We start from the raw sequence: 24,962 nt of genomic DNA on the forward strand, positions 1-24,962 counted from the left end.
AACCTGGGACAGCGGGTGACCTCAGCCGCTGACCTCAGCCGGTGCAATCACTAGGTGACCTCAGACGGTGGCGCGGGCCAGTTTCCGGATCACGGAGTTCTTCCGCGCCGTGATGAGCATATCCATGGTCAGCACGAGGAGCGCCAGCCACACGACGCCGAAACCGATCCAGCGGTCCGGGGTCATAGCTTCCTTGAAGACGGTGAGGGCCACTATGAACTGCAATACAGGGGCGAAGTACTGCAGCAGGCCGATCGTTGTCATGGGCAGGCGGCGGGCGGAAGCGCCGAAGAACAGCAGGGGCACGGCCGTGATGATGCCGGACGCCGCCAGCAGCCAGAAGTGCCCGGCCCCATTGGTCCCCAGGGTGTCTGTTCCGCTGGCGGCGAGGACGATCATGGTGGCCGCAGCGAGCGGCGCCAGCACGATGGTCTCAACCGAGAGGCTCGTGACCGCGTCCGCCCGGGGCCCCACGCGCTTCTTGACGAAGCCGTACAGCCCAAAGCTCAGGGCCAGCGTGAGCGCGATCCAGGGAAGTTTCCCATAGGAGACCGTCAGCACGCCGACAGCGATGAAGCCGATGACGACCGCTGCCCACTGGAGCGGCCGGAGCTTTTCCTTGAGGACAACCACGCCCAGCAAAACGGAGACCAGGGGGTTGATGAAGTAGCCGAGCGAGGCCTCCACGGCCTGTCCGGTGGTCACGCCGTAGGTGTAGGTCAGCCAGTTCACCGCTATCAGCCCGGCGGCGATGGACAACGGCCCGATCACTGAACGGTTCCGGAACGCGGTCCCGAGCACCCGCCATGAGCGCGTGACCGTGACCAGCAGGACGCAGAACAGCAGGGACCAGACCACCCGGTTGGCCACAATCTCGACGGCGCCGGCCGGGTGCAGCACGAAGAAGTACAGGGGAAGCAGACCCCAGAGGCCGTAGGCGCCGATCCCGAACAGGATCCCTGCCGTCGTCTCCTGGTCCACGGCTTTGAGGGCGGACGGCGGCCGGGGCGAGGCGCCTCCGGCGGGTGCCGGGGCACTCGGGGCGGTCAGCGGGGCTGGGGACAGGGATCCGTCGGGTTTAGGCACAAGATCAATAACACCACCCCGCGGGCCCCTATTCCTGCCATCGGGACGGCGCCGGTAGCCCGGATCCCTGCGATCTCAGTCACGGCGGGCCCCACGTGATCCTGCGGACATTTAGAATAAGGGACTGTGCGCTGCATGTAGTGGCGCAGCCGCCAAGATCCAGAAGGGCTCCCGGTGTCCAACTCGGCCGAATCGACGTCCCCGCGTCAGTCCAAACGACCCCTCCGCGTCGCGATCGTCGGCGCCGGACCGGCCGGCGTCTACGCCGCGGACATCCTGACGAAATCCAATGAGGTCAAGGACGGCGATTTCGAGGTCAGCATCGACCTTTTCGAGGCGTACCCTGCCCCGTACGGGCTGATCCGCTACGGCGTGGCGCCGGACCACCCCCGGATCAAGGGGATCGTCAACGCTTTGCACAAGGTCCTGGACCGGGGCGATATCCGGTTCCTGGGCAACGTGACCTACGGCCGCGACCTGAGCCTGCATGACTTCCGGGCCTTTTATGACGCCGTGATTTTCTCTACCGGCGCCATCAAGGACGCGGACCTGAACATTCCGGGCATCGAACTCGAGGGCTCCTTCGGCGGCGCCGACTTCGTCTCCTGGTACGACGGGCACCCGGATGTCTCCCGCGACTGGCCGCTGGAGGCCAAGGAAATCGCCGTGATCGGCAACGGCAACGTCGCCCTGGACGTGGCCCGCATGCTCTCCAAGCACGCCGATGACCTCCTGGCCACGGAGATCCCGGACAACGTCTACCGCGCCTTGAAGGATTCCCCGGTCACGGACGTGCACGTCTTCGGCCGCCGCGGCCCCGCCCAGGTCAAGTTCACCCCGCTGGAACTGCGCGAACTCAGCCATGCCAAGGACGTGGACATCGTGCTGTATCCGGAAGACTTCGAATTTGATGAAGCCTCCGACGAGGCCATCCGCAGCAACAACCAGACCAGGACCATGGTCAACACCCTCACCAACTGGCTGGTGGAGGAACATGCCGAGGCCGAGGTCCCGTCCTCCCGGCGGCTGCACCTGCACTTCCTGCACAGCCCTGTCGAGATCTACGACGCCGAGGGGAGCACGTCCGGTCCGGGCAAGGTCGCCGGAATCAAGTTCGAACGCATGCAGCTCGACGGTACCGGCAACGTTAAGGGCACGGGGGAGTTCCTCGACTACCCGGTCCAGGCCGTCTACCGTGCGATCGGCTACCATGGCTCGCCCCTGGATGAGCTGGAGTATGACGCCCGCCGCGGTGTCGTTCCGAATGAGGGCGGCCGCGTCCTCGACGCCGCGGGTAACCCGGTCCCCGGCATCTACGCCACCGGCTGGATCAAGCGCGGGCCCGTGGGGCTGATCGGCCACACGAAGGGCGACGCGCTGGAGACCATCGGATTCCTGCTGGAGGACCGGCTGACGCTGCCTCCGGCGCAGAACCCGGACCCGCAGGCCATCATCGACCTGCTCGAAGAGCGCGGGATCGATTACACCACGTGGGAAGGATGGATCAAGCTTGACGCCCATGAGCTCGCCCTCGGCGCGGAGTGGACTGCGGCCGGCGACGGCAACAGCGTCGAGCGGGAGCGCATCAAGGTTGTGCCACGCGAGGATATGGTCGAGATTTCCCGCGGCGAACCTGCGCCGTAGCTGAAGCACCGTAGCTGAAGCCGGCCGGCAGTGCCAGGTCAGCGTTAGGCGGCCACCTGCCTGCCGGCTGGCGGGACCTGTCCCCGGACGCCGCCCGGACGTAGAATTTTCACGCACAAGGACTGCCGCGGCGGACGCCATCCCGCCGTGATCCCCGGGCCCGGAGGTAACGGTGGATGAAGAACTCCGCTGGATGGATGCCACAGAGCAGGCCGATCTGGTCCGCTCCGGCCAGGTCAGCGCTGCTGAACTCCTCGCCGAGGCGCGGGACCGGCTCAGGCAACTCAATCCCGTCCTGAATGCCGTAGTCGTTGAGCTCGACAGCGAATCCCCGGACTCCATGCAGGACGCCGCGCCGGAATCCGGCGCGCAGGGCGTCGGAACCGCGGCTGAATCGCCCTCCGGCACCCCCGAGTCCGACGGGCCCCCGTTTCCGGGCGTGCCGTTCCTCGTCAAGGACCTGGCGCTGGAAATCGCCGGGACGCCGTTCTCCGAGGGCTCCCGCTGGCTTGCCGGGAGCGTCTCACGCCACGACCAGGAGCTCGCGCGGCGCTTCCGCCGGGCGGGGCTCGCCATCATCGGCAAGACCAACACCTGCGAGTTCGGCCTAAGCCCGCACTGCGAACCGCTGCTGTATGGGGCCACGCACAATCCCTGGGACCTGTCCCTCTCCACGAGCGGATCGAGCGGCGGTTCGGCAGCCGCCGTCGCAGCCGGAATTGTCCCGATGGCGCACGGCAACGACCTCGGCGGCTCACTGCGCTACCCGGCGGCGTGGTGCGGACTGTTCGGTCTGAAACCGACCCGGGGGAGGGTGCCGCTGGGCCCGGAATACGGGGACGTCGTCGGCGGCCTCGCGGCCGAATTCGCCTTGACCCGCACAGTCCGTGACGCCGCGGCGCTGCTGGACGCCGTCGCAGGTCCGGCTCCCGGGGACCCTTACTGGGCTCCGCCGCAGCCGTGCCCCTACCTGGCCGAGACCGTGACGCCGCCCGGACGGCTGCGGATCGCCGCGACGGCCACCCCCAACAGCGGCCAGACGGTCCATCCTGACTACCTGCGCACCTTCGACGAGACCGTGGACCTGCTGGGCGGCCTCGGCCACGACGTCGAGGAGGCCCGCCCCGAACCCCTGGACCGGGCCGGACACCGGGCCATCCGGGCCGTTTACGCCGCCGCAGCCGCCTGGATCGAGGGGTATTGGACGCGCCGGCTCGGCCGCGGGCCGGAACCGGGCGAGCTGGAGCCGTACACCGAGGTCCTGTTCGGGCGCGGCCGCAAGGTCAGCGCTGGAGACTACCTGCAGGGCGTCGAGGAGCTGCAGCGGTTCAGCCGGAGTGTTGCAGCGTTCTTCCGGGTTTACGATCTCTGGCTGACGCCTACGGTGGGCTGGCCGCCGCTGCCCCTCGGTGCGCTGACGGCGACGGCGGAGGACCCCGTCCGCGGGGAGAGGGAGGCCGGCCGCCTCCTGATGTTCGACGGCGAGTACGCCAACATCACGGGCAACCCGGCCATGTCCGTTCCGCTGGGCGCTGATTCCGCAGGGCTTCCCGTCGGCATGTCGTTCCTCGCCGGCTTCGGTGCCGAGGGGACCCTGTTCCGGCTGGCCGCCCAGCTGGAACAGGCCAGGCCCTGGACGGGGCGACGGCCTGCACTCAAGCAATCCATGTGAGGGAGACAGAGAATGTATCTGGGAATGTACAGCTTCCGCGGGGCACCCGCGGAGCTTCTTGCCGGCCACGACCGAATGCTGGCCCTCCTGCCCGCGGGCCAGCTGGAACTGCATCTGTGCGTGCAGACAGAGGACGGCATCGCCGTCCTGGACACGTGCCCGAGCAGGGAAGTCTTTGACCGATTCAGCAGCGGCCGGGTATTCGGGGAGCTTGTCGCGGCCGCCGGCCTGCCCCGCCCCGAGATCCAGCATCTGGGCGAGATCAAGAGTTACGTCCTGCCGCCGGAGGCCACCCCCTAAGGGCAGCCGGACGGTCCGTTTCCAAACTCGCCGCACGGAACTAGACTGGGCCGGACGAGGCTGCCACCGGCAGGCCGCCGCGCCCGTCCGGTGGGAGTTCAATGAGGAATGCGATCCATCCGGCAGCACTGTTACCGCCAGCAGGCGGAGTCACCGCAGCGCTGCGCCAGAAGTATGCCAGCGCGGGCCACGAACAGCTCGGGGGCGCGGACTTCCCCGGCGCGCAGCAGCTGCCAGGGCTCAGTAGCCTGATCCAGGAGTCGTGGCGGCGCTCCGCTCAGCTGCACGCCAATCCGGACAACCCGGAGGCTCCGCTGGCCATGGACCGCGACGAGCTGGAGGAATACCGGCGGCAGCATCCCCTGGCCGCGATCATGCCCGTGATCCACAAGCTCCTGGTGCTGCCCAGCCTCGACAGCGGGATGCTGGTGGCGGTAGGCGACGAAGTGGGCCGGCTGCTCTGGGTGGAGGGCGACGTCGCCCTGCAGCGCCGGGCCGAGGGCATGATGTTCGTCCCGGGGGCAGACTGGTCCGAGGCGACCGTGGGCACCAGCGCCCCGGGCACCGCCCTGGCCCTGGGCCGCGGTATCCAGATCGCGGGTGCCGAACACTACAAACGATCCGTCCACCCGTGGAGCTGCACGGCCGTGCCGTTCCACGACCCGGATTCCGGCGCGCTGCTCGGCGTCGTCGACATCACCGGGACGGAATCCGCGGTGGCACCGCACACGCTATCCCTCGTGGAAGCCACCGTTGCCGCTGCCCAGGCCCATCTGCGCGTGGAGCGGCTGCAGCTGGCCGCGGCGCGGCAGGCCTCCCCGGCCCGGCGCCGGAGCCCGGCATCCGCCGCAAAGTCCAGCCCGCAGAAGGGAACCGGCAGCCTCTACCGCAACAGCCTGCAACTGCTGGGCCGCGACCAGGCCCTGCTCAGCATCGACGGCCGCACCGTCTCCCTGTCCGCCCGGCACAGCGAGATCCTGGCCCTGCTCAGCACGCATCCCGCAGGGCTGAACGCCGAGGAGCTCTGCACCCTGCTGTACCCGGGCGAGGCCTCCACCATGACGCTGAGGGCCGAGATGGTGCGGCTGCGCAAAGTCCTCGAACAGCTCAGCCCTGATGCGGTCCCGGAGTCGCGGCCCTACCGCCTGCCGCTGGACGTGGTTCCGGATTCGGGCCAGGTCCTCGACTGCCTGCAGCGCGGCGCACACCGGATAGCGCTGGAAATCTACCGGGGAGCCGTCCTGCCCCGTTCCGAGGCCCCCGGCATCGTCGAACTGCGGACCCGGGTCTCTTCCCTGCTCCGGGAAGCGGTGCTGACCGACGGCAGCGCCGAGTCGCTCCTGCGGTACGCCGGGCTTCCCGAGGCGAGGGACGACGTCGGGGTCCGGCTCGCGGCGCTGAAACTGCTGCCGCCCCGCTCGCCCAAACGGGCCGCCATCGTCGCTGATCTGGAACGGCTCGAAGCCGAACTCGGCGCCTGAGCCGGAAGTCTCCGGGTCCCGGTCGTGGGCACAAAGAGCGCGATCCAGATCGCTATGGTGCGCGCAGAAGTCCCCGCCGGCGTCGTCTGCGCCGGCGGGGACTTCGTGTTGGTGCCGTATGGCTAGTTGGTGTGCCCGGCCCAGAGGTCGTCGAAGSTGACGGTCAGCGGGTTCGGCATGCCGATGGTGCTGAGGTAGCTGTAGATGCCGATTCCACCGGCGCTCTGCAGTGCGGCCGTGCTGTCGGTCGTGCTCAGCTGCCAGTTCGCCGGCTCCGCGGTACCCACCTTCCAGACCTTCGCCCGGATGGTGGTTGGTGAGGTTCCGGTAACCTGCAGACGGAACTGGAGCCGGTCCCCGGAATTGAACGTCATCCCGGACACGGTCGCGGCGCTCATGTTGGTATCCGTGCTGCGCGTCAGATGCAGGCTCACCGCGCCGGCGGAATTAACCACCACCCGCGCACCATAGGTAGCCGCACCCACGCGGCGGCCGATCAGGCCGGTGTAGATGCTGCTGGCGGTCGGCCGGTTGAAGCCGATCGTTGCCCGCACCTCCGTATCAGTGGAGGACACACCGTCAAGGTAGGCGTAGCGGTTGGACATAGCAGGGCTGGCAATCGTGGCCGCACTGCCGTTGACAGCGAAGTTCGCCGCCGTCCCGGACAATGTCCAGGGACCTCCCGTTTCCGCCGTCCCCAGGCCACCGCTGACCGTGCGGGTAAACGTGTCCTGAGCCAGGACACCGCCCGCCGGCGGCGCGGCAACACTCACCGGATGGCTGACCGTGCCCTTAGCGCCGCCGTTATCCGTCACGGTCAGGGTGACCGTATACGTCCCGTCGGCAGCATAGGTATGGCTCGCCGTCACCCCGGTCCCGGTCCCGCCGTCACCGAAGTCCCATGCGTACGAGGCGATCGTCCCGTCCGAGTCCGTCGAACCGGCCCCGTTCACATTCGCCGTCAACCCGCTCACCCCACTCGTGAATGCCGCCACCGGCGCCGCATTCGACGGCGTCCCCTTCGTGTTCTCCAGTCCGGGTGTGCCGCCGGTGGTGGACGTCGCGGTCCAGTTCTCCGCAACAGAGTTGTCCGCCGTCGGCGAGGTCAGCTCCAGCGAGGGCCCGGTGCCGTCGGCCGCAGTGGCCCACGGCGCCTGGTTGGAGTAGGTGACGGAATCCACCACCCGAGTGCCGTCGCGCAACACAACGGCCTCGCCGCCGTCGTCGAGGGTGCCCGTGAACGTGCCGCCCACCAAGCGGTTCGCCCCGGTGTAGGCCAGCCGGAACGCCTTGTCATTCGCCACGAACACCACGCGGCCCCCGGCCGGAATCACCGTCCCGGGCTGGATCTTCAGGCCGACCGCATCAATCGTCCAGCCTGAGATGTCCACCGCCGTGCTGCCCGGATTGGCCAGCTCGATGTATTCCCCGCCCGTTCCGGCCGGGTGGTACTGGATCTCGTTGACCACCACATTCGCATCGGCAGCCTGTGTTGTGGGCACCGGCAGTCCCGGTCCCGTGTTGCCGTTGACCGCGTTGCGGCGATCCGCCAGGCCTGCCAGGAAAGCGGTCCGCGCCGACGCCGGCGTGTACCCGCCCCACTTGGCCCGGTCCAGGTTCCAGTCCGGCGTGGTCTGGGCCGAAATCGCATCCCACTGCGCCTCGTACTGCCCGGCCGGAAGGAACTGGTCGGCCAGGGTACGCAGCCGCCGGAAGTACATGTCCCTGATCTCCGGGTAGCTGAGCATGGCCTGCGTGAAATTGTTCGAGGTATCCGGGGTCAGGAAGAGCCCCTTGCCGTCCGAGGAGGGGGTGGTGAAGATCCAGTTCAGGTCCCACTGCCACATCTCCCACCGGCCGGTCCCGTCCGTGTCCCGCGCCAGCCACCAGTTGTACCAGCCGCTGTCCTGATGCCGGATGATCGAGTTGATGGCCATATAGTTGACCAGCTCCGGTACGTTCACATTCTGGTAGATCCACGCCTGCTGCGCCGCTGAGGGCGACGCGTCAACGGTGTTGGACAGGGTCCAGACGTCGGAGAAGTCCTCATCCTTGCGGGACTTCTTTTCCAGCCAGCCCGAGGCCTCGAGCGCGGCCGGCGACGACGTTGCGCCCACGCTGCCGCCGTCGCCCTTGTAGATCGCCCAGCTCGAGACGCCCTGATTGTCCCGCCAGCGGCCGTCCTCGGTTTCCATGATCCGGCCCAGGCTCCAGAAGCTGCCGTTGCGCTGGGTGCGGACCGGGATGATGTTCAGGGCCCGGTCGCCGCCGGCCTTTACGGTCGCCCAGCCGACGTCGGCGAAGTTGTCCGCGTAGTTCTGGAGCGCAAATTCATCCAGAGGGTAGGGCAGCTGGCCCCCCAGATCGAAAAGGTAGCCCTTGGGGAGATTGACCTTCCAGCTCACTTTCGCCATGCTGCGGGAGGTATTGCCGCGCACGCTCATCTGGGCCCCGTCGACGACCTGGCCGTTGTAGGACCAGACCGCAGCCCCCTGGAAGTTGTCGTAGCGGTGGTTGGCCAGAATGTCGTTGTACACGGCGTCATCCATGAACCATTCAATGACCGGAAGGGTGCTGCTGACGGCGGAGTTCAGCACAACCACGCCGCGGTAGCGCACCGAGTCGCTCGCTGCCGGCTCCGAGTAGGGGGTGCCTCCCGCGGAGGCATCGATCCGGTAACGGATCAGGCTGCCCCCGCTCTGGCCCGGAATGGTCCCGGAATACACCCCGTCGCCAGCCCCGCCGGGGCTGGCCGCGTCGTCGACGAACGGAACGACGACGTCGGCACCGAACAGCACCTTGTACGTGAGTTGAGCGGTGGAGCCTGGGCGGAGCCGAGCCGAGACGGCCACCGGCTGGCTGTCGGCCGGCCGGGCCGGTGTCGCCTTGAGTTCCGTGACGACCGGGGCAGGCCCCGTCCCGTCGATCGAGTTCCTGGCCCCGGGGGTCCCGCCCGCAGCGAGGCTTGGGCCCCAGCTGTCGGGCAGCGCGTTGTCCAAGGTCAGGTCGCGCAGCTCCAGTGTGGGACCGGTCCCGTCAGGCGTTGATGGCCAGGGCGCCGTGTCTGCATACGTGACGGTGTCCACGACGTTCAGCGCCGTGTCGACCAGCGTCACCGCTTCGCCGCCGTTGCTGAGGTTGCCGCCGTAGACGGCATTCGGGGCGAACCCGTGCGTGGTCTGGAATTGGGAGGCGTCCTTCGCGACCACGAAGTAACCGTTGGCGGGGACCACGGTGCCCGCTGCGAAAACCGCCGTAACACCGGCGGTGAAGGACCATCCAGAAATGTCCAGCGGAGCGCCCGACGTGTTGGTCAGTTCCAGGAAGTCGTCGGTATCCAGATCCGATCCGGAATGATAGTTCAGCTCGGAGATCACCATCCCGCCCGACGTCGCCGCAGTCGCCGGGACGGCCAGCGAGACCACGAAGGTGCTGGCCATCGCAGACGCCAATGCAATGGCCGACGCTACGCGGAATCCTTTTCCTATTGCTTTTCTTGCCGTTCTTACCACCATGCCAAGAGCCTCCTCAAAGAAGGTGTGAGCGTCGTGGTGAGAAGTAGGACGCCCACGCCGCAACAGCATGCGGCGTCACGCTGAGTATCGGAGTGGGCTCCGGGGGTGTCCATAGGTACTGGGGTGCCGGAGGTAAGTACTAGCGGGCTGGGCCGGCCCCTTCTGGATGTTGGCCCCGCGCCGTGTGATCCGGCGTGATCCGGCTCACACTGTTGCAACCTGCTCGCAACCTCCCCGCTCCTAGGCTGGTGCCAGCGGCGGCCGCAGAACACCTGGCCGCTCCCGCCATCCACCCTGCACAGCAAAGGAGCTAGCAATGACTGTCTACGCACAGCCCGGTACCGAGGGCTCGAAGGTCACCTTCAAGGACCGCTACGAAAACTGGATCGGCGGCGAATGGGTTGCCCCGGTCAAGGGCCAGTACTTCGAAAACATCACCCCGGTGACCGGCAAAGCCTTCTGCGAGGTCGCCCGCGGCACGGCCGAGGACATTGAGCTCGCCCTGGACGCCGCACACAAGGTCGCCCCGTCCTGGGGCAAGACCTCCGTGGCCGAGCGTGCCGCCATCCTGAACAAGATCGCCGACCGCATCGACGAGAATCTGGAGATGCTCGCCGTCGCCGAGTCCTGGGACAACGGCAAGCCGATCCGCGAAACCCTCAACGCCGACATCCCGCTCGCCGCGGACCACTTCCGCTACTTCGCCTCCGCGGTCCGCGCCCAGGAAGGCCGGCTGTCCCAGCTCGACGAGGACACCACCGCCTACCACTACCACGAGCCGCTCGGCGTTGTCGGCCAGATCATCCCCTGGAACTTCCCGATCCTGATGGCCGTCTGGAAGCTCGCCCCGGCACTCGCCGCCGGCAACGCCGTCGTCCTCAAGCCGGCCGAGCAGACCCCGTCCTCGATCCTGGTCCTGATGGAACTTATCGGCGACCTGCTGCCGGCCGGCGTCCTGAACGTCGTCAACGGCTTCGGCGTCGAGGCCGGCAAGCCGCTGGCCTCGAGCCCGCGGATCCGCAAGATCGCGTTCACCGGCGAAACCTCCACCGGCCGCCTGATCAGCCAGTACGCCAGCCAGAACCTGATCCCGGTGACGCTGGAACTGGGCGGCAAGAGCCCCAACATCTTCTTCAACGATGTCGCCGACTCCAACGACGCTTTCTACGACAAGGCACAGGAAGGCTTCACGCTCTTCGCCTTCAACCAGGGCGAAGTCTGCACCTGCCCCTCCCGCGCCCTCATCCAGGAAGACATCTACGACTCCTTCATGGCCGACGCCGTGGCCCGGGTCGAGAAGATCATCCAGGGCAACCCGCTGGACACCGAAACCCAGCTTGGGGCCCAGGCCTCCAACGACCAGCTGGAAAAGATCCTCTCCTACATCGACATCGGCAAGCAGGAGGGCGCCAAAATCCTCACAGGCGGCGCCCGGGCCGAAATGCCCGGAGACCTGGCCGGCGGCTACTACGTCCAGCCGACCATTTTCGAAGGCCACAACAAGATGCGGATCTTCCAGGAGGAAATCTTCGGCCCGGTGGTGTCCGTGACGCGCTTCAGCGACTACAACGACGCGATGGGCATTGCCAACGACACCCTGTACGGCCTCGGCGCCGGCGTCTGGTCCCGTAACGGCAACGTCGCCTACCGCGCCGGCCGTGAGATCCAGGCCGGCCGCGTGTGGGTGAACAACTACCACGCATACCCGGCAGGCGCTGCGTTCGGCGGCTACAAGTCCTCCGGCATCGGACGTGAGAACCACGCGATGATGCTGGACCACTACCAGCAGACCAAGAACCTCCTGGTCAGCTACAACGAGAACAAGCTCGGCTTCTTCTAAGCCGCACCAAACCCGGGCGGGGCGGATCACGATGGATCCGCCCCGCCTACCGTTTTCCACCGGCGCCCCCGGCACCCAACGACCCCAGGAGAAGCCCCGATGCCACAGACCAAACTCGACGCCGCCGTGACCGTTCCCGGCGAGGACTTCTCCCGGGTGGCGCTCACACCCGAGGCGATTGGATTGCTGCGCAAACTGTGGCTCCAGCACGGCCCGCTCATGTTCCACCAGTCCGGGGGGTGCTGCGATGGTTCCTCGCCGATGTGCTATCCGGCAGGGGAGTTCATCACGGGGGACTCGGATGTGCTGCTCGGCCTGTTCGATATTTCCGACGGACTGCAGCCCCAGCCGCTGGAGTTCTGGATGTCCAGGGAGCAGTTCAACTACTGGAGCCACACGCACCTGACGGTGGACGTGGTCCCGGGCCGGGGAAGCGGCTTCTCGGTCGAGGCGCCCGAAGGCAAGCGGTTCCTGATCCGGTCCAGGCTCATGGACTGGCCGGTCTAGGCAGGGTGCCGGGCCGATGCGGGGCTGTGCCGGAAGTCCTGCGCAGCCCAGCATTTAGTCTCATTATGTGAGACAAAAATGGCCGTCCAGTGGATGGACACTACGATAGATAGGTCTGTTTCCAACAAGTTACCGAGATTGTGGAATTTCCTATGAACTTATTCCGGACCAAATCTATCGAGCAGTCCATGTCTGACGCCGAAGAACCCGGACGCAAGCTCAAGCGGTCGTTGAGCAGCTGGGACCTCATGATCATGGGCGTCGCCGTTGCCGTCGGCGCCGGTATCTTTTCCGTCGGTGCCAAGGCCGCCGCGAATTTCGCCGGCCCGGCAGTGACCATTTCCTTCGCCATCGCCGCCGTCACCTGCGCGCTCGCCATCATGTGCTACGCCGAGTTTGCCACGGCGATCCCTGTGGCCGGCTCCGCCTACGTCTTCACCTACGCCACGATGGGCGAACTGCTGGCCTGGATCATCGGCTGGAACCTGATCCTTGAGCTGTTCACAGCCGGCGCGGTGATCGCCAAATACTGGGGCATCTACCTCAGCAAGGTGTTCGCGCTGATGGGCGTGGACATTCCGCCGTCGATCTCCCTCGGCGGGGTGGACCTCTACTGGGGCGCCTTCCTCATCGTTGCCGTCTTCACCGTGCTGCTGGTGCTCGGCACCAAGCTCTCCGCCCGGGTCGGCAACGTCTTCACGCTGATCAAGATCGCCGTGGTCCTCTTCGTCATTGTTGTCGGCTTCAGCTACATGAAGACCGAGAACTTCGCACCGTTCGTGCCCACCTCGGTGCCCACCGGCGGTACCGGAACCGCCGACGTCCTCAAGCAGTCCTTCTTCGGCTTCCTCACCGGGGCCGCCCCCGCGCAGTACGGAACGATGGGCATCTTCGCCGGCGCCGCCCTGGTCTTCTTCGCCTTCATCGGCTTCGACGTCGTCGCCACCTCGGCCGAAGAAGTCAAGAACCCGCAAAAGACGCTTCCTCGCGGCATTTTCGGGGGCCTGGCAATCGTCACAGTGCTCTACATCCTGGTCTCGCTTGCGCTGACCGGCATGGTGTCCTACACCAAGCTGGCCGAGGCCGAGAACCCGACGCTGACCACCGCCTTCGAGGCCGTGGGAAACACCGACGCCGCGAAGGTCATCGCCTTCGGCTCGCTCGTAGGCCTCACCACCGTGATCATGGTGCTCCTCATGGGCCTCTCCCGCGTGGTGCTGGCCATGAGCCGCGACGGGCTGCTGCCGCGCTCGCTGTCCAAGACCAGCACCATCCGCGCGACGCCGGTCCGCCTGCAGATCATCTGCGGTGCCGCAGTGGCGTTTGTCGCGGGGCTGACCAAGGTGGATTTGCTGGAGGAAATGATTAACATCGGCACGCTGTCCGCGTTCGTCATGGTCAGCCTGGGCATCCTGGTGCTGCGGAAGAAGCGCCCGGACCTGAAACCGGCATTCCGCGTCCCGTTCGGCAAAGTGCTCCCGGTTGTCTCGGCAGTTCTCTGCCTCTACCTCATGACGAACCTTGCCGTCGAGACCTGGATCTTCTTCGCAGGCTGGCTCGTCATCGGCGTTATCATCTACTTCTCCTACGGTCAGCGCCACTCCCGCCTGAACGAAAAGTTCGCCGGGGCCAGGGCTTCTGTGGAGGGCACTGGCGGCAAGCGCGGGGACGACGCCGTGGAGCCTGCGGCTGCGGACAACAACGAGGACGCATTCACCCGCTCCTGAATCTGAAACAACCGGAGTCGCCGGATGCGCGCCAATTCGCCGGAAAATTCCGGCGAATTGGCGCGCATCCGGCGATTTCCGCGTTTTGGCGGGATCCTGCAGGAGCGGACCGACGCTGCCGCTCCCTATGATGGACCCATGGCCCGACCGGCACGACCGGAACGCAAATCAGAGTTGCTGAACGCGATTCTGGACTACCTCATGGACAAGACGCTGGCGGAGCTGACCTTCCGGAGCCTCGCGGAGGGCCTCGGCGTCAGCAGCTACGTGCTGGTGTACCACTTCGGCCATCGGGAACAGCTGGTGAATGAGATCATCCGCTCGATCGAATCCCGGCTGGACAGCATCCGCGCCACTGACGTCCGCGATATTGACAGGGAGGCCTGGGGAGCGTTCCTGCTGGAGTCGTGGCGGTGGACAATGGCGCAGCGCAACCGCCATCTGGCGAGGCTCGAATTCGAGGCGACAGCCCAGGACGTCGTGGCGGCCGCCCCGCGCGGAACCGGGCAGGAGCACTTCCGGATGCTGCATGAGAAGGCCCGCAACTGGCTGATGATCCAGGGTGTCCGCGAGGAGTTCGCGGACACCGATGCCCGGCTCTTCACCGCCGCATTCTATGGACTGCAGTTCGACTTCGTCGTCAACAACAAGCCCGAGGAAGCCAGTAAGGCCTTCGATCTGATGATGCTGGTCTTCTTCAACAACCTCGACCGGCGCCTTGCCGCGGACGGCCAGCACCCCTGACCCGCCTCACAGGGGCGCGTAGCGGCCGATCCACTCCACGAGGGGCCGCAGCTCTTCCCAGCGCCGCGCCACTTCATCTGCTGCCCCGGGCGTCGCGAGCCAGTCGGGCTGGCCCACGTTCACGCCGGCCGTGATGGATTTGTGTTTGAGCAGTTCTGCCCGCGGATGGTCCTTGTCGAAGCCCCGGGGGACGGTCTTCAAACTATCGCCCTCCACCGCGAAGCCGGCAGCCTCAACCCCTTGCACGATGGCCTGCAACGCCTCGCCACTGGCCGGGGAATCGACTGCGACGCGGTAACGCGTCACCTGGGCCGGCGTGTGGGCGTGGCAGCCGCCGCCGATCAGAAGGCCGTCCGCACTGAGCTGGAGGTAGAAACCCACGCCTTCCGCAACCGACGCAAAGGCGCCCTGGGCAGTCTTGTAGGGGGACTTGTCCGGCGAGAACCGGATGTCCCTGTTCGGGCGGAAAAGTTTGGGCTCGCCGAAGCGCGGCTCCAGCTCGGCAAGCAGCAGGGTGAGCGGCACCTTGACGGCGGCGTCGTAGGTGGCCTTGTGATCCAGCCACCATTCACGGTTGTTGTTCTCTTCAAGGTCGGAATAGAACCGGAAGGCGGCATCCGGAATGCCTGCGAATGAGGTCATGCCTGAATCCTAGGGACGCAGGAGTTCCCTTGGCGAGTGGCGGGGAGCCTATGTGGAAAACGACAGAACGCCCCGCCACGGTGAACCGTGACGGGGCGTTCCGGCAGCCAGCCTGAACGGCCCGGCCCTGCAGGCCTGGTCGGTCTGCGCGAAGGCCGAACAGCCAGCCCCAAGGACAGGCCGCTCGGCAGCAGGGCGACTAGACCTTGTTGGCGGCCTCGGCGTCGGACTCGAGCTGGCCGGCACCCAGGTTGGCGCGCAGCTTGGCGCCGAATTCGGCGTCGACGTTGGTCCAGTACTGGATGGCGCGTTCCTTGATGCTGGCGTTCTTGACGCCGCTGACGGCACCGGTGACGGTGTCCAGCAGGCGGGCCTTCTCACCGTCGTTGTACACCTCGCGGTACAAAGTGCCGGCCTGGCCGAAGTCGCCGTCCTCAGCGTGCAGGGAGTGCGCGGAGAGCGTCAGTTCGCCGTCGTTCTCCCAGCCGCCGCCTGCAACACCGGGCTCCACGGCAGCCGGGCCGCCGAAGGAGTTGGGCGCGTACACGGGGACGGACGGGGCGTTGAAGTGGAAGCGCCCCTGGCCGTCGTGGCTGTAGTTGTTGACCTGGCTCTGCGGCAGGTTCACCGGGAGCTGGGCGTGGTTGGTTCCGACGCGGTAGCGGTGGGCGTCCGCGTAGGAGAAGATGCGGGCCTGCAGCATCTTATCCGGGGAGGCGGCGATGCCGGGCACGAAGTTCGACGGCGCAAACGTGGCCTGCTCGATCTGCGCGAAGTAGTTCTCCGGGTTCTTGTTCAGCTCCATGGTGCCGACCTTGATCAGCGGGTAGTCGCTGTGGGGCCAGACCTTGGTGAGGTCGAACGGGTTGAAGCGGTAGGTCTTGGCGTCCTCATACGGCATGACCTGGACGTGCAGGTCCCAGGACGGGAAGTTGCCGGCGGCAATGTTCTCCTGGAGGTCGCGGATGTAGAAGTCGCCGTCCGCGCCGGCCAGTGCCTCAGCCTGATCGCCGGTCATGGACTTGACGCCCTGGTTGGACTTGAAGTGGTACTTGACCCAGAAGCGCTCGCCCCCGGCATTGATCCACTGGTAGGTGTGCGAGCCGTAGCCCTGCATTTCGCGCCAGGATGCCGGCAGGCCGCGGTCGCCCATGAGCCACGTCACCTGGTGCGCGGACTCGGGGGACAGGGTCCAGAAGTCCCACTGCATGTCGGCGTCGCGCAGGTGGGTGCCCGGGAGGCGCTTCTGCGAGTGGATGAAGTCCGGGAACTTGATGCCGTCGCGGATGAAGAACACCGGAGTGTTGTTGCCCACGAGGTCGTAGTTGCCCTCGGTGGTGTAGAACTTCACGGCAAAACCACGGGGGTCGCGCAAAGTGTCGGCGGAGCCTGCCTCGCCGGCGACGGAGGAGAACCGGATGAGCATGTCCGTTTCGGTACCCGGCTGGAACAGGGCGGCCTTCGTGTACTTCGAGACGTCTTCGGAGGTCTTGAAGGTGCCGAACGCGCCGCCGCCCTTGGCATGCACCACACGCTCCGGCACGCGCTCGCGGTTGAACTGGGCGAGCTTTTCGATCAGGTAGTGGTCGGTCAGGACGATGGCGCCGTCAGCGCCAACCGTCTGGGAGTGCGCGTCGGATGTGACCGGAGCGCCCGACTGCGTCGTTGAGCGGGCAGGCATGGACACGGCGGGTGAGATGGGCGCATAAATGTTCGCTGTCATCGTTCTCCTTGGGTTGGGTTTCTTAGTTTCGTTCGGAGGGAAGTTGTTGGGTGCGCTGGCAGTCCTGGCAGATGCCCTGGTACATGACGTCCGCGATCTGGATGGTCATCGGCCTGGCATTCTCGTCCCAGTGCGGGGTAAGGCAGGGGGCGTGGCCGACTGCGCATTCGACGTCCTCGACCCGGCCGCAGCTGATGCAGACGGCGTGGTGGTGGTTGTCTCCCACCCGCGTTTCATACAGGGCGGGGGAGTGCGGGGGCTCGAACCGACGGAGCATCTGCAGTTCGGTGAGGTCGCCCAGGACCACGTAGACGGACTGGGCGGTGAGCTCGGGCAGTTCCCGCCGGGCGGCCGCCAGAATGGCCTCTGCCGGGGAATGCGGGTGGTGTTCGACGGCGGCCAGCACCGCCAGGCGCTGTTTCGTCACCCGGCGCCCGTGGGCATGCAGGGCGGTGGCCCATGCTTCGTGGGTGCCCGGGGAATCCGTCATGCCCCCATTCAAGCACTTATTGTGATCAGCTCACAATAAGGCAACACTAAGTGCGTCTGCCCACGTCACAGGGCTCGGCCCGCTCGCCGCTAGAGTTGCCGGGTGGGAAAATTTCTGGCGGACATCACGCCGTTGCGCGAAAGTCCGGCCTTCCGCCGGCTGCTGCTGGGGTCAGCGGTCTCGGCCCTGGGCAGCCAGCTGACCCTCGTGGCCGTGAGCCTGGAAGTGTACCGGCTGACCCAGGACAGCCTCTACGTGGGCCTGCTCAGCATCTTCGCCCTCGTTCCGCTAGTGTTCGGCGGCCTCCTCGGCGGATCCATCGCGGACGCCCATGACCGCCGGAAGGTGGCACTCCTTGCCACGTCCGTGCTCTGGGTGACCACCGCCTGCCTGGCCCTGCAGTCGTGGCTGCACTTGGGCAATGTGTGGTTCCTTTATTTGCTTGTGGCCGTGCAAAGCGGTGCCCAGGCCATCAACCAGCCGGCCCGCAGCGCGATCATCCCCGTGCTGGTCCGCAAGGAATTGCTGCCAGCGGCCAACGCCCTGAACATGATGAGCTTCGGGCTGACCATGACCGCAGGGCCGCTGCTGGCCGGCGTGCTCGTGGCCTGGATCGGCTTTGGCTGGACGTACACGATCGACGTCGTGAGCTTCGCGTTCGCCGTCTGGGCGCTCCTGAAGCTGCCGCCCATGCCGCCTGGTCAGCACGCGCGCCCGGCGGGGCTGCGTTCCGTCGTCGAGGGCTTCCGTTTCCTCGGCACCCGGCCGAACCTGCGGATGACCTTCATCATCGACCTCGTGGCCATGATCTTCGCGCAGCCGCGGGCGCTCCTGCCCGCGATCGGCGCACTGATGATCGGCGGCGGGGAGGCCACTGTGGGCATCCTGCTGGCCTCCACGGCCGTGGGCGCATTCCTGGCCGGGCTGTTCTCCGGGCCCTTGGGCGCCGTCTGCCGCCAGGGGGCCGCGGTGGTGTGGTCCGTGATGGGCTGGGGTGCCTCGATTGCCGGCTTTGGCCTGGTGGTGGTCCTTGCCGGCCGCTCCGGCGGCGGAGCCACGCTGTGGCTGCTGCCGGCCGCCCTGTGCTGCGCGCTCGCGGGCATCGCCGATTCCGTCAGCGCCGTTTTCCGGACCACCATTTTGCAGTCCTCCACCCCTGACCACCTGCGCGGACGGCTGCAGGGCGTATTCGTGGTCGTGGTGGCCGGCGGCCCGCGGATCGGGGACATGCTTGCAGGCGGTGCAACTAAACTTTTGAGTGAGGGCTGGGTCCTGCTGGTGGGCGGGCTGCTGTGCGTCGCGGTGGCGTGGACAGTTGCACACCTGCAGTCGGGCTTCCTGCAGTATGACGCGCGGAACCCGGTCCCCTGACGGTTCGTTTCCTTATTGAATGATCCCGGACAACCGTGCCCGGGAGAATGGCCTGGGAGGAACAGTGCATCAGCATCACAACGGACTGAAAACCGCGGCCCTTTTCGGGGTGCTGTGGGCGGTGTTGCTTGCCTTGGGTGCGCTGATCGGAGCGAGCACGCGCAGCGTGGCCCCCATCTGGATCATGGCCCTGGTCGGGGTGGGCACCACGGCGTACGGGTACTGGAACAGCGACAAGATCGCCATCCGGTCCATGCAGGCCTACCCGGTGACGGAGGCCGAGGTGCCGCAGCTGTACCAGATCGTCCGGGAACTCTCCGTCCGGGCCAACCAGCCGATGCCGCGGATCTACCTCTCGCCCACCATGGCCCCGAACGCCTTTGCTACCGGCCGGAACCCGCAAAACGCTGCGGTGTGCTGCACCGAAGGCATCCTCAGGCTCCTCGACGCCCGCGAACTCCGGGGGGTGCTGGGGCACGAGCTCATGCACGTCTATAACCGGGACATCCTGACGTCCTCGGTGGCGGCCGCCGTCGCCGGTGTCATCACGTCTGTGGGGCAGATGCTGCTGTTCTTCGGCGGCGGTGACCGGCGCAACGGAAATCCGTTGGCCATGATTGCCATGGCGTTGCTGGCACCGTTTGCCGCGTCGCTGATCCAGATGGCCATCTCCCGCACCCGGGAGTTCGACGCCGACGAGGACGGTTCGTCACTCACCGGCGATCCGCTGGCGCTCGCCTCAGCCCTGCGCAAGATCGAGCAGGGCGTGCAGCTGGCGCCCCTGCCCCAGGACCAGCGGCTCGTGAACGCCTCGCACCTGATGATTGCCAACCCGTTCCGCGGCGGCGCCATGGTCAAGCTGTTTTCGACACACCCGCCGATGAGTGAACGGATCGGCCGCCTGGAGCGCATGGCGGGCCGGCCGCTGCTCTAGCCATTGTGCGACGCGCAAATAGGCTGGCGACGCGCAAATGGGCTGGCGCACACGGTATTCCGGTGTCGCTAGCCCATTTGCGCGTCGAGGGAAATTTTGCGTGTCGCCCGGTGCTTAGCTGCGGAAGTTCACGAATTGCAGATCGGCTTCGTCGAAGCCCTTCAGGATGTTCATGGTCTCCTGCAGGTCATCGCGGGACTTGGACGTCACGCGCAGCTCGTCGCCCTGGATCTGGGACTTGACGGACTTGGGGGCCTCGTCGCGGATGAGCTTGTTGATCTTCTTGGCCAAGTCCTGGGCGATGCCTTCCTTGATGGTGGCTTCGAGCCGGAACTCCTTGCCGGAAGCGTAGGGCTCGCCCGTGTCCAGGGACTTCAGCGAGATGCCGCGGCGGATGAGCTTTGACTGCAGTACGTCCAGGACGGCAAGCACGCGCTCTTCGGAGTTGGCCTTCATCAGGATCTTCTCGCCACTGAAGTCAACCTCTGCGCCTACGCCCTTGAAGTCGTAGCGCTGGACCAGTTCCTTCTGCGCCTGGTTCAGCGCGTTGGCGACTTCCTGCTTGTCTACCTTGCTGACGACGTCGAATGTGGATTCGCCTGCCATGACTGTCCTCCTGATGATTGCCGGGTGCCTGTTGAAAGGCCGAGATGTCTGCATTCCAGACTAGTACGGATGCCCTCGTGTGTGTTGGCCGGCCGAGACAACCACGTTTCACAGTCCGCTCAAAGCTGAAGCAGGGCGGGAACGAAGCTTTCCCGGCCAGAGTTGCAGGGGTTGGAAGAGTTCTTCGAAAGGCACAGCTCATGCACCGCAACGCCGTCCGCTACGTCACCCGCTCGACCGCCGCCGCCACTATGGCCGCGGCGGTGACCTCCGTGGCCGCAGCCGCGTTGGCAGGCTCCATCATCCTTAGCCCGGCCGCCGATGCGTCGGCCCGGATGGAGGGTGTCCACGCGGACCTGGCCCGCGCGGTGCAGCTTAACCAGGTCACAGAGGCGCAGGCGGCGCGGTTTGAAACGAAACTCGCCGGCCGCATCCTTGGAGAAGCCTGATATTCCGGGGTTTTTGGGCCGGCCGGGCGCCGATTCGATTCTTCGGCGGAAGTTCTGTAAAGTTGTCTTGCCCGCGGTTGCTGGAAGCGGAACGGACTGGAAACAGGCGTTCTAGCCAAAGAAGCCGCGAGTGATCTTCTTTTGAAGTTCGGCAGATTACCCGAGCGGCCAAAGGGGGCTGACTGTAAATCAGCTGGCAACGCCTACGGGGGTTCGAATCCCTCATCTGCCACCCTTGGAAAAGCCTCCGGAACCGACAGGTTCCGGAGGCTTTTCTTTTGATCAGGCCTATGCGGTCTAGTCGAGGGGCAGCGTTATCGTCACGGACGTTCCAGAAGCGGACGACTCGATAGTCATGTGACCGCCGGCGACGTCCACAGCGAGGCGCATGAGGCGCAGGCCCATGCCGGAATGCCTGCCGATGGTGGCTGACGCCATGTCGAACCCGCCGCCGTTGTCGCTCACTTTGAGCTGGACGGCGTGGCTGACGCAGCCCAGCCTGACCGTCACCGATGAGGCTTCCGTGAATTTGTAGATGTTGCTAAGGAGTTCCTGCGCCGCCCGGTAGAGCAGCGTTGCGGACTGCCGGTCCACTTCCATTCCGTGGTGCGGAGTCTCGAAATGCACCGCTGTCCCGCGTTCCTGGAGGGGAAGGGTTATCCGGTGAATCGCGCCGGCCACGCCAAGAGCATGGAAATCGACCGGATGCGTATCAGTGAGAACCCCACGTACGGCGACCACTTCGTCGCTTAGTAGTGATTTCATAGTGCTACTGTGCACGCGCCTCCTTGGCTTTTCCTTGTGCATTCCCTTCCTGCCGGCCCCCCGGGTGGAGGGGGCCGGGGTCGGCTGACGCTCTCTTCCGCGCAGGGCCGCCAACGTAGTGACGCCGGTCGGTTTCGGAGGCCCCCGCAACCGGCGGCCGTTCGGTATAGTGCCCGTCATGGATGACACGTTGGACGGGAAGGCGATTCTGCACCGGTACCTGAGCACCCGGCGCGCCGACCTCCTGGGAAAACTCGACGGGCTCGACGAGTACGACGCCCGCAGGCCGCTCACACCGTCCGGAACCAACCTGCTGGGCCTGGTCAAACATGTGGCGAGCGTTGAACTGGGGTACTTCGGCGAGGTCTTCGGACGGCCCAGCAGCGTCGAGCTGCCGTGGCTGGCGGACGGGGCCGAGCCGGGCGCCGACATGTGGGCAACTCCGGATGAGACGCGCGAGCAGATCATCGAGCTGCACCGGACGGCCGCAGCCCACAGCGACGCCACAATCGACGCCCTTCCGCTGGACGCGCCGGGTGAGGTTCCGTGGTGGCCGGAAGAGCGGCGGCACGTGAGCCTGCACCAGATTCTGGTGCACATGTGCGTTGAGACTGCCCATCACCTCGGACACGCCGACATCCTCCGCGAGCTGATCGACGGAACTGCCGGACAGCGCCCCGGCGATCCCAACCTCTCCCAGCGGAACCCGGCGGAGTGGGCCGGGCATCGGGCCGCGATCGAGGCTGCTGCGCGTTCCGCGCAGTCGTCGGCCAGGCGGACGTAGAGGACCCAGGGAACCTTAACCCGGCAAGACCGGCAACACCGGCGCGTTTCGTTCGGAGAATCTCCGCGTTCGCGCGGACGCCGGAGTAGGGTGGTGCAGTTCGCCGTCGAATCTGAGGAGCAAAAGTGAAGTCGTTTGCCTGTGGTGATGTAGTGCCCGGTTGCGAGGCCCGCTGGGTCTGTAGCACGGACGATGAAATCCTGGTCAACGTTGCCGCGCACGCCGCGTCGGCCCACGGACTGGTCGAGCTGCCCGCGGACCTCGTCCAGTCGGTCCATAAAGCCATCGTTCCGGTTAGTTGATTCCTGCGGCAGACGGCTCGCCTCCCGGCTCCGGCGCGTCCACGGCTCCGGACTGGGAAGAGCTCCTGGCGGCCGCCTGCCGCGGCGAAGGCCTGGCCGCGGCCTACCAGCCCATTGTCGACACCGCGCGCGGCACGGTTGTCGGGTACGAGGCACTTGCGCGGTTCCCCGGCTTCGCAGAGAAGAACCCGGAAGTGTGGTTCGCAGCCGCGCGCTCCCACGGGAAGGCTGCGGCGCTGGAAACGGCCGCCCTGCGGACCGCGCTCAGGCACCGGGCGACGCTGCCGGCCAATTGCTTCCTGACCCTGAACATCTCGCCGAAACTGCTGTCCACGGAGAGCATCCGCAGCGTGTGGCGGCAGGAAGGGTCCCTGGGCGGGCTGGTCATCGAACTGACCGAACAAACCCCGATTGACTCCTACGTGGAGCTCGAGCCGGACCTCAACCAGTTGCGCGCCGCCGGCGCGCTGATCGCCGTCGACGACGCCGGAGCCGGCTATGCGGGGTTGCGGCACCTGCTGGCCCTGCGGCCCTCGTTGATCAAGATTGACCGCGACCTCATCCAGGACGTCGACCGCGACGAAGCCAAGCGCGCCCTGGTCAGCATGCTCGGAACGTTTGCCAGCCGTGTTGACGCGTGGATCCTCGCCGAGGGCGTGGAGCGTGTGGAGGAGCTCGACGCCCTCGTTTCGCTCGGTGTTCCGCTGGTTCAAGGCTATTGCCTGGCGCGCCCGGGCCCGCCTTGGGCGCAACTCGATGTGGACCTGGCCCACCGGCTGGCCTCGCAGCGGCCCGTGGTCCACAAGACCGTTGTCCGGGACGTCCTGGAACCGGCGTCGACGGCTCACAGCGTAGCTGCGGCGGCGGAAGCATTCGCCGCAAACCCCGCTTTGCAGTCAATGGTGCTGATCGGGGACCATTTGCGGCCCATTTCGGTACTGGACGCGGACATGGCGTCCCTGGGCATGGTGAGCCCGGGGATGCGCGTGAACCTCGATACACCGATCAGCGAAGCGCTGGAGCGGTCGATGACGCGGGTCCGGGCCAGCCGGTTCGAGCCATTGCTGGTGACGGACAACGCGGGCCGGTTCGCCGGCATCGCACGCATGGAACGCATGATCACGGCGCTCACAGCTACCGGATAGCAGACCCCTCGCGCAAAAGCGCCTGCCACATGGATACTGGCGGATGAGCAAGATCAATGATCATCGGGCCGCACTGGCGCGCCTGGATGACTGGATGCCCTACCTGAACGCCAACAGCGGGCTGCCGGGGCCACGCGGGAACCTGGAGCTTGTCGCTGCCTGCGGGGAGGAATCCGACGTCGCGCGAGCAGAAAACCTCATCGCCAGCGGCGATGAGTTCGCAACTGTGTGCGGTCTGGTGTCGCTCGGCCGGCACCTGGGGTCCGGCGATGACAGGCACGTCGATATGCTGCATTCACGGGCCGCTGATCCCCGTTGGCGGGTGCGGGAAGGCGTCGCCATGGCACTGCAGCGGGCGGGCGACGACGATCCGGAGAGAGCTTTCACGCTGGCCGATTCCTGGGCCCGAGACCCGGATCCGCTCGTACGGCGCGCCGCCGTCGCGGCCGTCTGCGAGCCGCGACTCCTGCACAACCCGGCATACGCGCTCCGGGCGCTCGCCCTTCTGCGCGACGTGACGACGGATCTGGCAAATACACCTGACATTGACCGCCGGTCGCCGCCGGTGCGCACACTCCGCCAGGCCCTCGGCTACGGGTGGAGCGTCGCCGTCGCGGCCCTCCCGGCCGAAGGCATGCCTATGTTCGCGCAGTTGGGCCGGAGCCCGGATCCCGATGTTGCCTGGATCGACCGGGAGAACCGCAAGAAGGCACGGCTCAAGCGGCTAGTGGACGGTCAGCCCTGACATTTCCGCCGGAACTGCCCCTGGATGCGGACTTTCCCCAGGGTTCAGCCCTGGCCGCCGAGGAGCTGGTCGGTGGCGGGATCGGGCACGCCGCCGAAATACTGGGCCAGGACCGCCCGGAAGACCGGTTCCTCCGGGGCCGCCCGCAGAAACAACGTCATCGAGGAATGCAGCTTCCGTGCGTCGATGCCGCCGAAGACGCGGACTGCGGTCAGCCCTTCGAGGGCAGCGACGGTTCCAGCACTTTCCAATAACCGCGGACCCAGCACCGGGTGCCGAAGATAGGCCCTAGCCTCGTCCAGGGAGGAAATGGCGTACTTCCGGGAGGTCGCGCTCTGCCCCAGGCCCTCGATCTGGGGGAAGACGAACCACATCCAATGGCTGCTCTTGGATCCGGCCCGGAGTTCCGTGATGGCGCGCCGGTATGTTCCGCCCGAGTCCTGGGCGGTCGCGAACCGTTCGAGGTTGTACGGGTCCTCCATGGTTGCTT

Annotated in this window: 23 protein-coding genes and 1 tRNA gene; 16 read left to right on the forward strand and 8 right to left on the reverse strand. The window is 66.5% G+C overall.

All coding sequences use genetic code 11. From position 1 onward, the window contains the following. Window positions 1–60: 60 nt before the first annotated feature. Window positions 61–1,095, reverse strand: a complete 1,035-nt coding sequence (gene rarD / locus AC1DES_RS01590; protein ID WP_476894213.1) for an EamA family transporter RarD — start codon at window positions 1,093–1,095, stop codon at window positions 61–63. Window positions 1,096–1,260: 165 nt separating this feature from the next. Here rarD and AC1DES_RS01595 point away from each other — a divergent pair, with 165 nt between their 5' ends. From AC1DES_RS01595 to AC1DES_RS01610, 4 genes are all read left to right on the forward strand, one after another. Next, the gene (locus AC1DES_RS01595; RefSeq protein ID WP_476893935.1) at window positions 1,261–2,730 is read left to right on the forward strand and encodes an FAD-dependent oxidoreductase; all 1,470 of its coding nucleotides are present in this window, start codon (window positions 1,261–1,263) and stop codon (window positions 2,728–2,730) included. 172 nt (window positions 2,731–2,902) lie between these two features. Continuing rightward, window positions 2,903–4,402: an amidase gene (locus AC1DES_RS01600; protein ID WP_476893936.1), complete on the forward strand. Its 1,500-nt coding sequence runs from the start codon at window positions 2,903–2,905 to the stop codon at window positions 4,400–4,402. A 12-nt stretch (window positions 4,403–4,414) separates the two neighbouring features. Then, a complete protein-coding gene (locus tag AC1DES_RS01605) occupies window positions 4,415–4,702 on the forward strand; it encodes a hypothetical protein (protein ID WP_476893937.1) in 288 nt (95 codons plus the stop codon). A 101-nt stretch (window positions 4,703–4,803) separates the two neighbouring features. Further along, entirely contained in the window at window positions 4,804–6,183 is a 1,380-nt protein-coding gene (locus AC1DES_RS01610) for a GAF domain-containing protein (RefSeq protein ID WP_476893938.1), read from the forward strand. A gap of 122 nt (window positions 6,184–6,305) precedes the next feature. Here AC1DES_RS01610 and AC1DES_RS01615 read toward each other — a convergent pair whose 3' ends face one another. Then, on the reverse strand, window positions 6,306–9,623 hold the full coding sequence (locus AC1DES_RS01615; protein WP_476893939.1) for a lamin tail domain-containing protein: 3,318 nt from the start codon (window positions 9,621–9,623) through the stop codon (window positions 6,306–6,308). Between the two features lie 391 nt (window positions 9,624–10,014). Here AC1DES_RS01615 and exaC point away from each other — a divergent pair, with 391 nt between their 5' ends. The 4 genes from exaC (at window position 10,015) to AC1DES_RS01635 (ending at window position 14,516) form a co-directional block, all read left to right on the forward strand. Then, complete coding sequence (exaC, locus tag AC1DES_RS01620; RefSeq protein WP_476893940.1) at window positions 10,015–11,538, forward strand: acetaldehyde dehydrogenase ExaC; 1,524 nt, start codon at window positions 10,015–10,017, stop codon at window positions 11,536–11,538. A gap of 99 nt (window positions 11,539–11,637) precedes the next feature. After that, a complete protein-coding gene (locus AC1DES_RS01625; RefSeq protein WP_476893941.1) occupies window positions 11,638–12,045 on the forward strand; it encodes a DUF779 domain-containing protein in 408 nt (135 codons plus the stop codon). Between the two features lie 152 nt (window positions 12,046–12,197). Beyond that, on the forward strand, window positions 12,198–13,772 hold the full coding sequence (locus AC1DES_RS01630; RefSeq protein ID WP_476893942.1) for an APC family permease: 1,575 nt from the start codon (window positions 12,198–12,200) through the stop codon (window positions 13,770–13,772). A gap of 138 nt (window positions 13,773–13,910) precedes the next feature. Next, the gene (locus tag AC1DES_RS01635) at window positions 13,911–14,516 is read left to right on the forward strand and encodes a TetR/AcrR family transcriptional regulator (RefSeq protein ID WP_476893943.1); all 606 of its coding nucleotides are present in this window, start codon (window positions 13,911–13,913) and stop codon (window positions 14,514–14,516) included. A 6-nt stretch (window positions 14,517–14,522) separates the two neighbouring features. Here AC1DES_RS01635 and AC1DES_RS01640 read toward each other — a convergent pair whose 3' ends face one another. From AC1DES_RS01640 to AC1DES_RS01650, 3 genes are all read right to left on the reverse strand, one after another. Continuing rightward, window positions 14,523–15,158 carry a DUF2461 domain-containing protein gene (locus AC1DES_RS01640; RefSeq protein ID WP_476893944.1) on the reverse strand — a complete coding sequence of 212 codons (636 nt, stop codon included), beginning with the start codon at window positions 15,156–15,158 and terminating at the stop codon, window positions 14,523–14,525. Window positions 15,159–15,357: 199 nt separating this feature from the next. Then, window positions 15,358–16,839 carry a catalase gene (locus AC1DES_RS01645; RefSeq protein ID WP_476894214.1) on the reverse strand — a complete coding sequence of 494 codons (1,482 nt, stop codon included), beginning with the start codon at window positions 16,837–16,839 and terminating at the stop codon, window positions 15,358–15,360. A gap of 64 nt (window positions 16,840–16,903) precedes the next feature. Then, window positions 16,904–17,371 carry a Fur family transcriptional regulator gene (locus AC1DES_RS01650; RefSeq protein ID WP_476893945.1) on the reverse strand — a complete coding sequence of 156 codons (468 nt, stop codon included), beginning with the start codon at window positions 17,369–17,371 and terminating at the stop codon, window positions 16,904–16,906. A 102-nt stretch (window positions 17,372–17,473) separates the two neighbouring features. Here AC1DES_RS01650 and AC1DES_RS01655 point away from each other — a divergent pair, with 102 nt between their 5' ends. Both AC1DES_RS01655 and htpX read left to right on the forward strand, forming a co-directional pair. Then, window positions 17,474–18,742 carry an MFS transporter gene (locus tag AC1DES_RS01655; protein ID WP_476893946.1) on the forward strand — a complete coding sequence of 423 codons (1,269 nt, stop codon included), beginning with the start codon at window positions 17,474–17,476 and terminating at the stop codon, window positions 18,740–18,742. 64 nt (window positions 18,743–18,806) lie between these two features. Beyond that, complete coding sequence (gene htpX / locus AC1DES_RS01660) at window positions 18,807–19,676, forward strand: zinc metalloprotease HtpX (protein ID WP_476893947.1); 870 nt, start codon at window positions 18,807–18,809, stop codon at window positions 19,674–19,676. Window positions 19,677–19,790: 114 nt separating this feature from the next. Here htpX and AC1DES_RS01665 read toward each other — a convergent pair whose 3' ends face one another. Beyond that, window positions 19,791–20,282, reverse strand: coding sequence for a YajQ family cyclic di-GMP-binding protein (locus AC1DES_RS01665; protein WP_476893948.1), 492 nt, complete (start codon window positions 20,280–20,282; stop codon window positions 19,791–19,793). A gap of 200 nt (window positions 20,283–20,482) precedes the next feature. On the opposite strand from AC1DES_RS01665, the gene AC1DES_RS01670 reads away from it, so the two are divergent. Together AC1DES_RS01670 and AC1DES_RS01675 are read left to right on the forward strand one after the other, a co-directional pair. After that, window positions 20,483–20,731 (forward strand): hypothetical protein, encoded by a 249-nt coding sequence (locus AC1DES_RS01670; protein ID WP_476893949.1) that lies wholly within the window; start codon window positions 20,483–20,485, stop codon window positions 20,729–20,731. 150 nt (window positions 20,732–20,881) lie between these two features. Continuing rightward, window positions 20,882–20,963: transfer RNA gene (locus tag AC1DES_RS01675), tRNA-Tyr, on the forward strand. A gap of 65 nt (window positions 20,964–21,028) precedes the next feature. On the opposite strand, the gene AC1DES_RS01680 is transcribed toward AC1DES_RS01675, so the two are convergent. After that, a complete protein-coding gene (locus AC1DES_RS01680) occupies window positions 21,029–21,496 on the reverse strand; it encodes a sensor histidine kinase (protein WP_476893950.1) in 468 nt (155 codons plus the stop codon). A gap of 178 nt (window positions 21,497–21,674) precedes the next feature. Here AC1DES_RS01680 and AC1DES_RS01685 point away from each other — a divergent pair, with 178 nt between their 5' ends. The 4 genes from AC1DES_RS01685 to AC1DES_RS01700 all read left to right on the forward strand — a co-directional run bounded on the left by AC1DES_RS01685 (window position 21,675) and on the right by AC1DES_RS01700 (window position 24,472). Beyond that, complete coding sequence (locus AC1DES_RS01685; protein WP_476893951.1) at window positions 21,675–22,280, forward strand: DinB family protein; 606 nt, start codon at window positions 21,675–21,677, stop codon at window positions 22,278–22,280. A gap of 125 nt (window positions 22,281–22,405) precedes the next feature. Continuing rightward, window positions 22,406–22,582: a DUF1059 domain-containing protein gene (locus AC1DES_RS01690; RefSeq protein WP_476893952.1), complete on the forward strand. Its 177-nt coding sequence runs from the start codon at window positions 22,406–22,408 to the stop codon at window positions 22,580–22,582. Next, window positions 22,579–23,727 carry an EAL domain-containing protein gene (locus tag AC1DES_RS01695; protein WP_476893953.1) on the forward strand — a complete coding sequence of 383 codons (1,149 nt, stop codon included), beginning with the start codon at window positions 22,579–22,581 and terminating at the stop codon, window positions 23,725–23,727. The genes AC1DES_RS01690 and AC1DES_RS01695 overlap by 4 nt, the downstream gene beginning before the upstream one ends. Window positions 23,728–23,770: 43 nt before the next feature. Then, window positions 23,771–24,472, forward strand: a complete 702-nt coding sequence (locus tag AC1DES_RS01700) for a HEAT repeat domain-containing protein (RefSeq protein WP_476893954.1) — start codon at window positions 23,771–23,773, stop codon at window positions 24,470–24,472. A 44-nt stretch (window positions 24,473–24,516) separates the two neighbouring features. Here the strand turns inward: AC1DES_RS01700 and AC1DES_RS01705 are convergent, their stop codons facing one another. After that, the gene (locus AC1DES_RS01705) at window positions 24,517–24,954 is read right to left on the reverse strand and encodes a DUF1810 domain-containing protein (RefSeq protein WP_476893955.1); all 438 of its coding nucleotides are present in this window, start codon (window positions 24,952–24,954) and stop codon (window positions 24,517–24,519) included. Window positions 24,955–24,962: the final 8 nt, after the last annotated feature.

This window comes from Arthrobacter sp. 05T442 (assembly GCF_056395945.1).

Excerpts from the sequence above, each read along its gene's own strand:
- AC1DES_RS01605 (WP_476893937.1), top strand. The coding sequence starts at position 4,415 with ATGTATCTGGGAATGTACAGCTTCCGCGGGGCACCCGCGGAGCTTCTT.
- AC1DES_RS01610 (WP_476893938.1), top strand. The coding sequence starts at position 4,804 with ATGAGGAATGCGATCCATCCGGCAGCACTGTTACCGCCAGCAGGCGGA.
- exaC (WP_476893940.1), top strand. The coding sequence starts at position 10,015 with ATGACTGTCTACGCACAGCCCGGTACCGAGGGCTCGAAGGTCACCTTC.
- AC1DES_RS01625 (WP_476893941.1), top strand. The coding sequence starts at position 11,638 with ATGCCACAGACCAAACTCGACGCCGCCGTGACCGTTCCCGGCGAGGAC.
- AC1DES_RS01630 (WP_476893942.1), top strand. The coding sequence starts at position 12,198 with ATGAACTTATTCCGGACCAAATCTATCGAGCAGTCCATGTCTGACGCC.
- AC1DES_RS01635 (WP_476893943.1), top strand. The coding sequence starts at position 13,911 with ATGGCCCGACCGGCACGACCGGAACGCAAATCAGAGTTGCTGAACGCG.
- AC1DES_RS01640 (WP_476893944.1), bottom strand. The coding sequence starts at position 15,158 with ATGACCTCATTCGCAGGCATTCCGGATGCCGCCTTCCGGTTCTATTCC.
- AC1DES_RS01645 (WP_476894214.1), bottom strand. The coding sequence starts at position 16,839 with ATGCCTGCCCGCTCAACGACGCAGTCGGGCGCTCCGGTCACATCCGAC.
- AC1DES_RS01650 (WP_476893945.1), bottom strand. The coding sequence starts at position 17,371 with ATGACGGATTCCCCGGGCACCCACGAAGCATGGGCCACCGCCCTGCAT.
- AC1DES_RS01665 (WP_476893948.1), bottom strand. The coding sequence starts at position 20,282 with ATGGCAGGCGAATCCACATTCGACGTCGTCAGCAAGGTAGACAAGCAG.
- AC1DES_RS01670 (WP_476893949.1), top strand. The coding sequence starts at position 20,483 with ATGCACCGCAACGCCGTCCGCTACGTCACCCGCTCGACCGCCGCCGCC.
- AC1DES_RS01680 (WP_476893950.1), bottom strand. The coding sequence starts at position 21,496 with ATGAAATCACTACTAAGCGACGAAGTGGTCGCCGTACGTGGGGTTCTC.
- AC1DES_RS01685 (WP_476893951.1), top strand. The coding sequence starts at position 21,675 with ATGGATGACACGTTGGACGGGAAGGCGATTCTGCACCGGTACCTGAGC.
- AC1DES_RS01700 (WP_476893954.1), top strand. The coding sequence starts at position 23,771 with ATGAGCAAGATCAATGATCATCGGGCCGCACTGGCGCGCCTGGATGAC.
- AC1DES_RS01705 (WP_476893955.1), bottom strand. The coding sequence starts at position 24,954 with ATGGAGGACCCGTACAACCTCGAACGGTTCGCGACCGCCCAGGACTCG.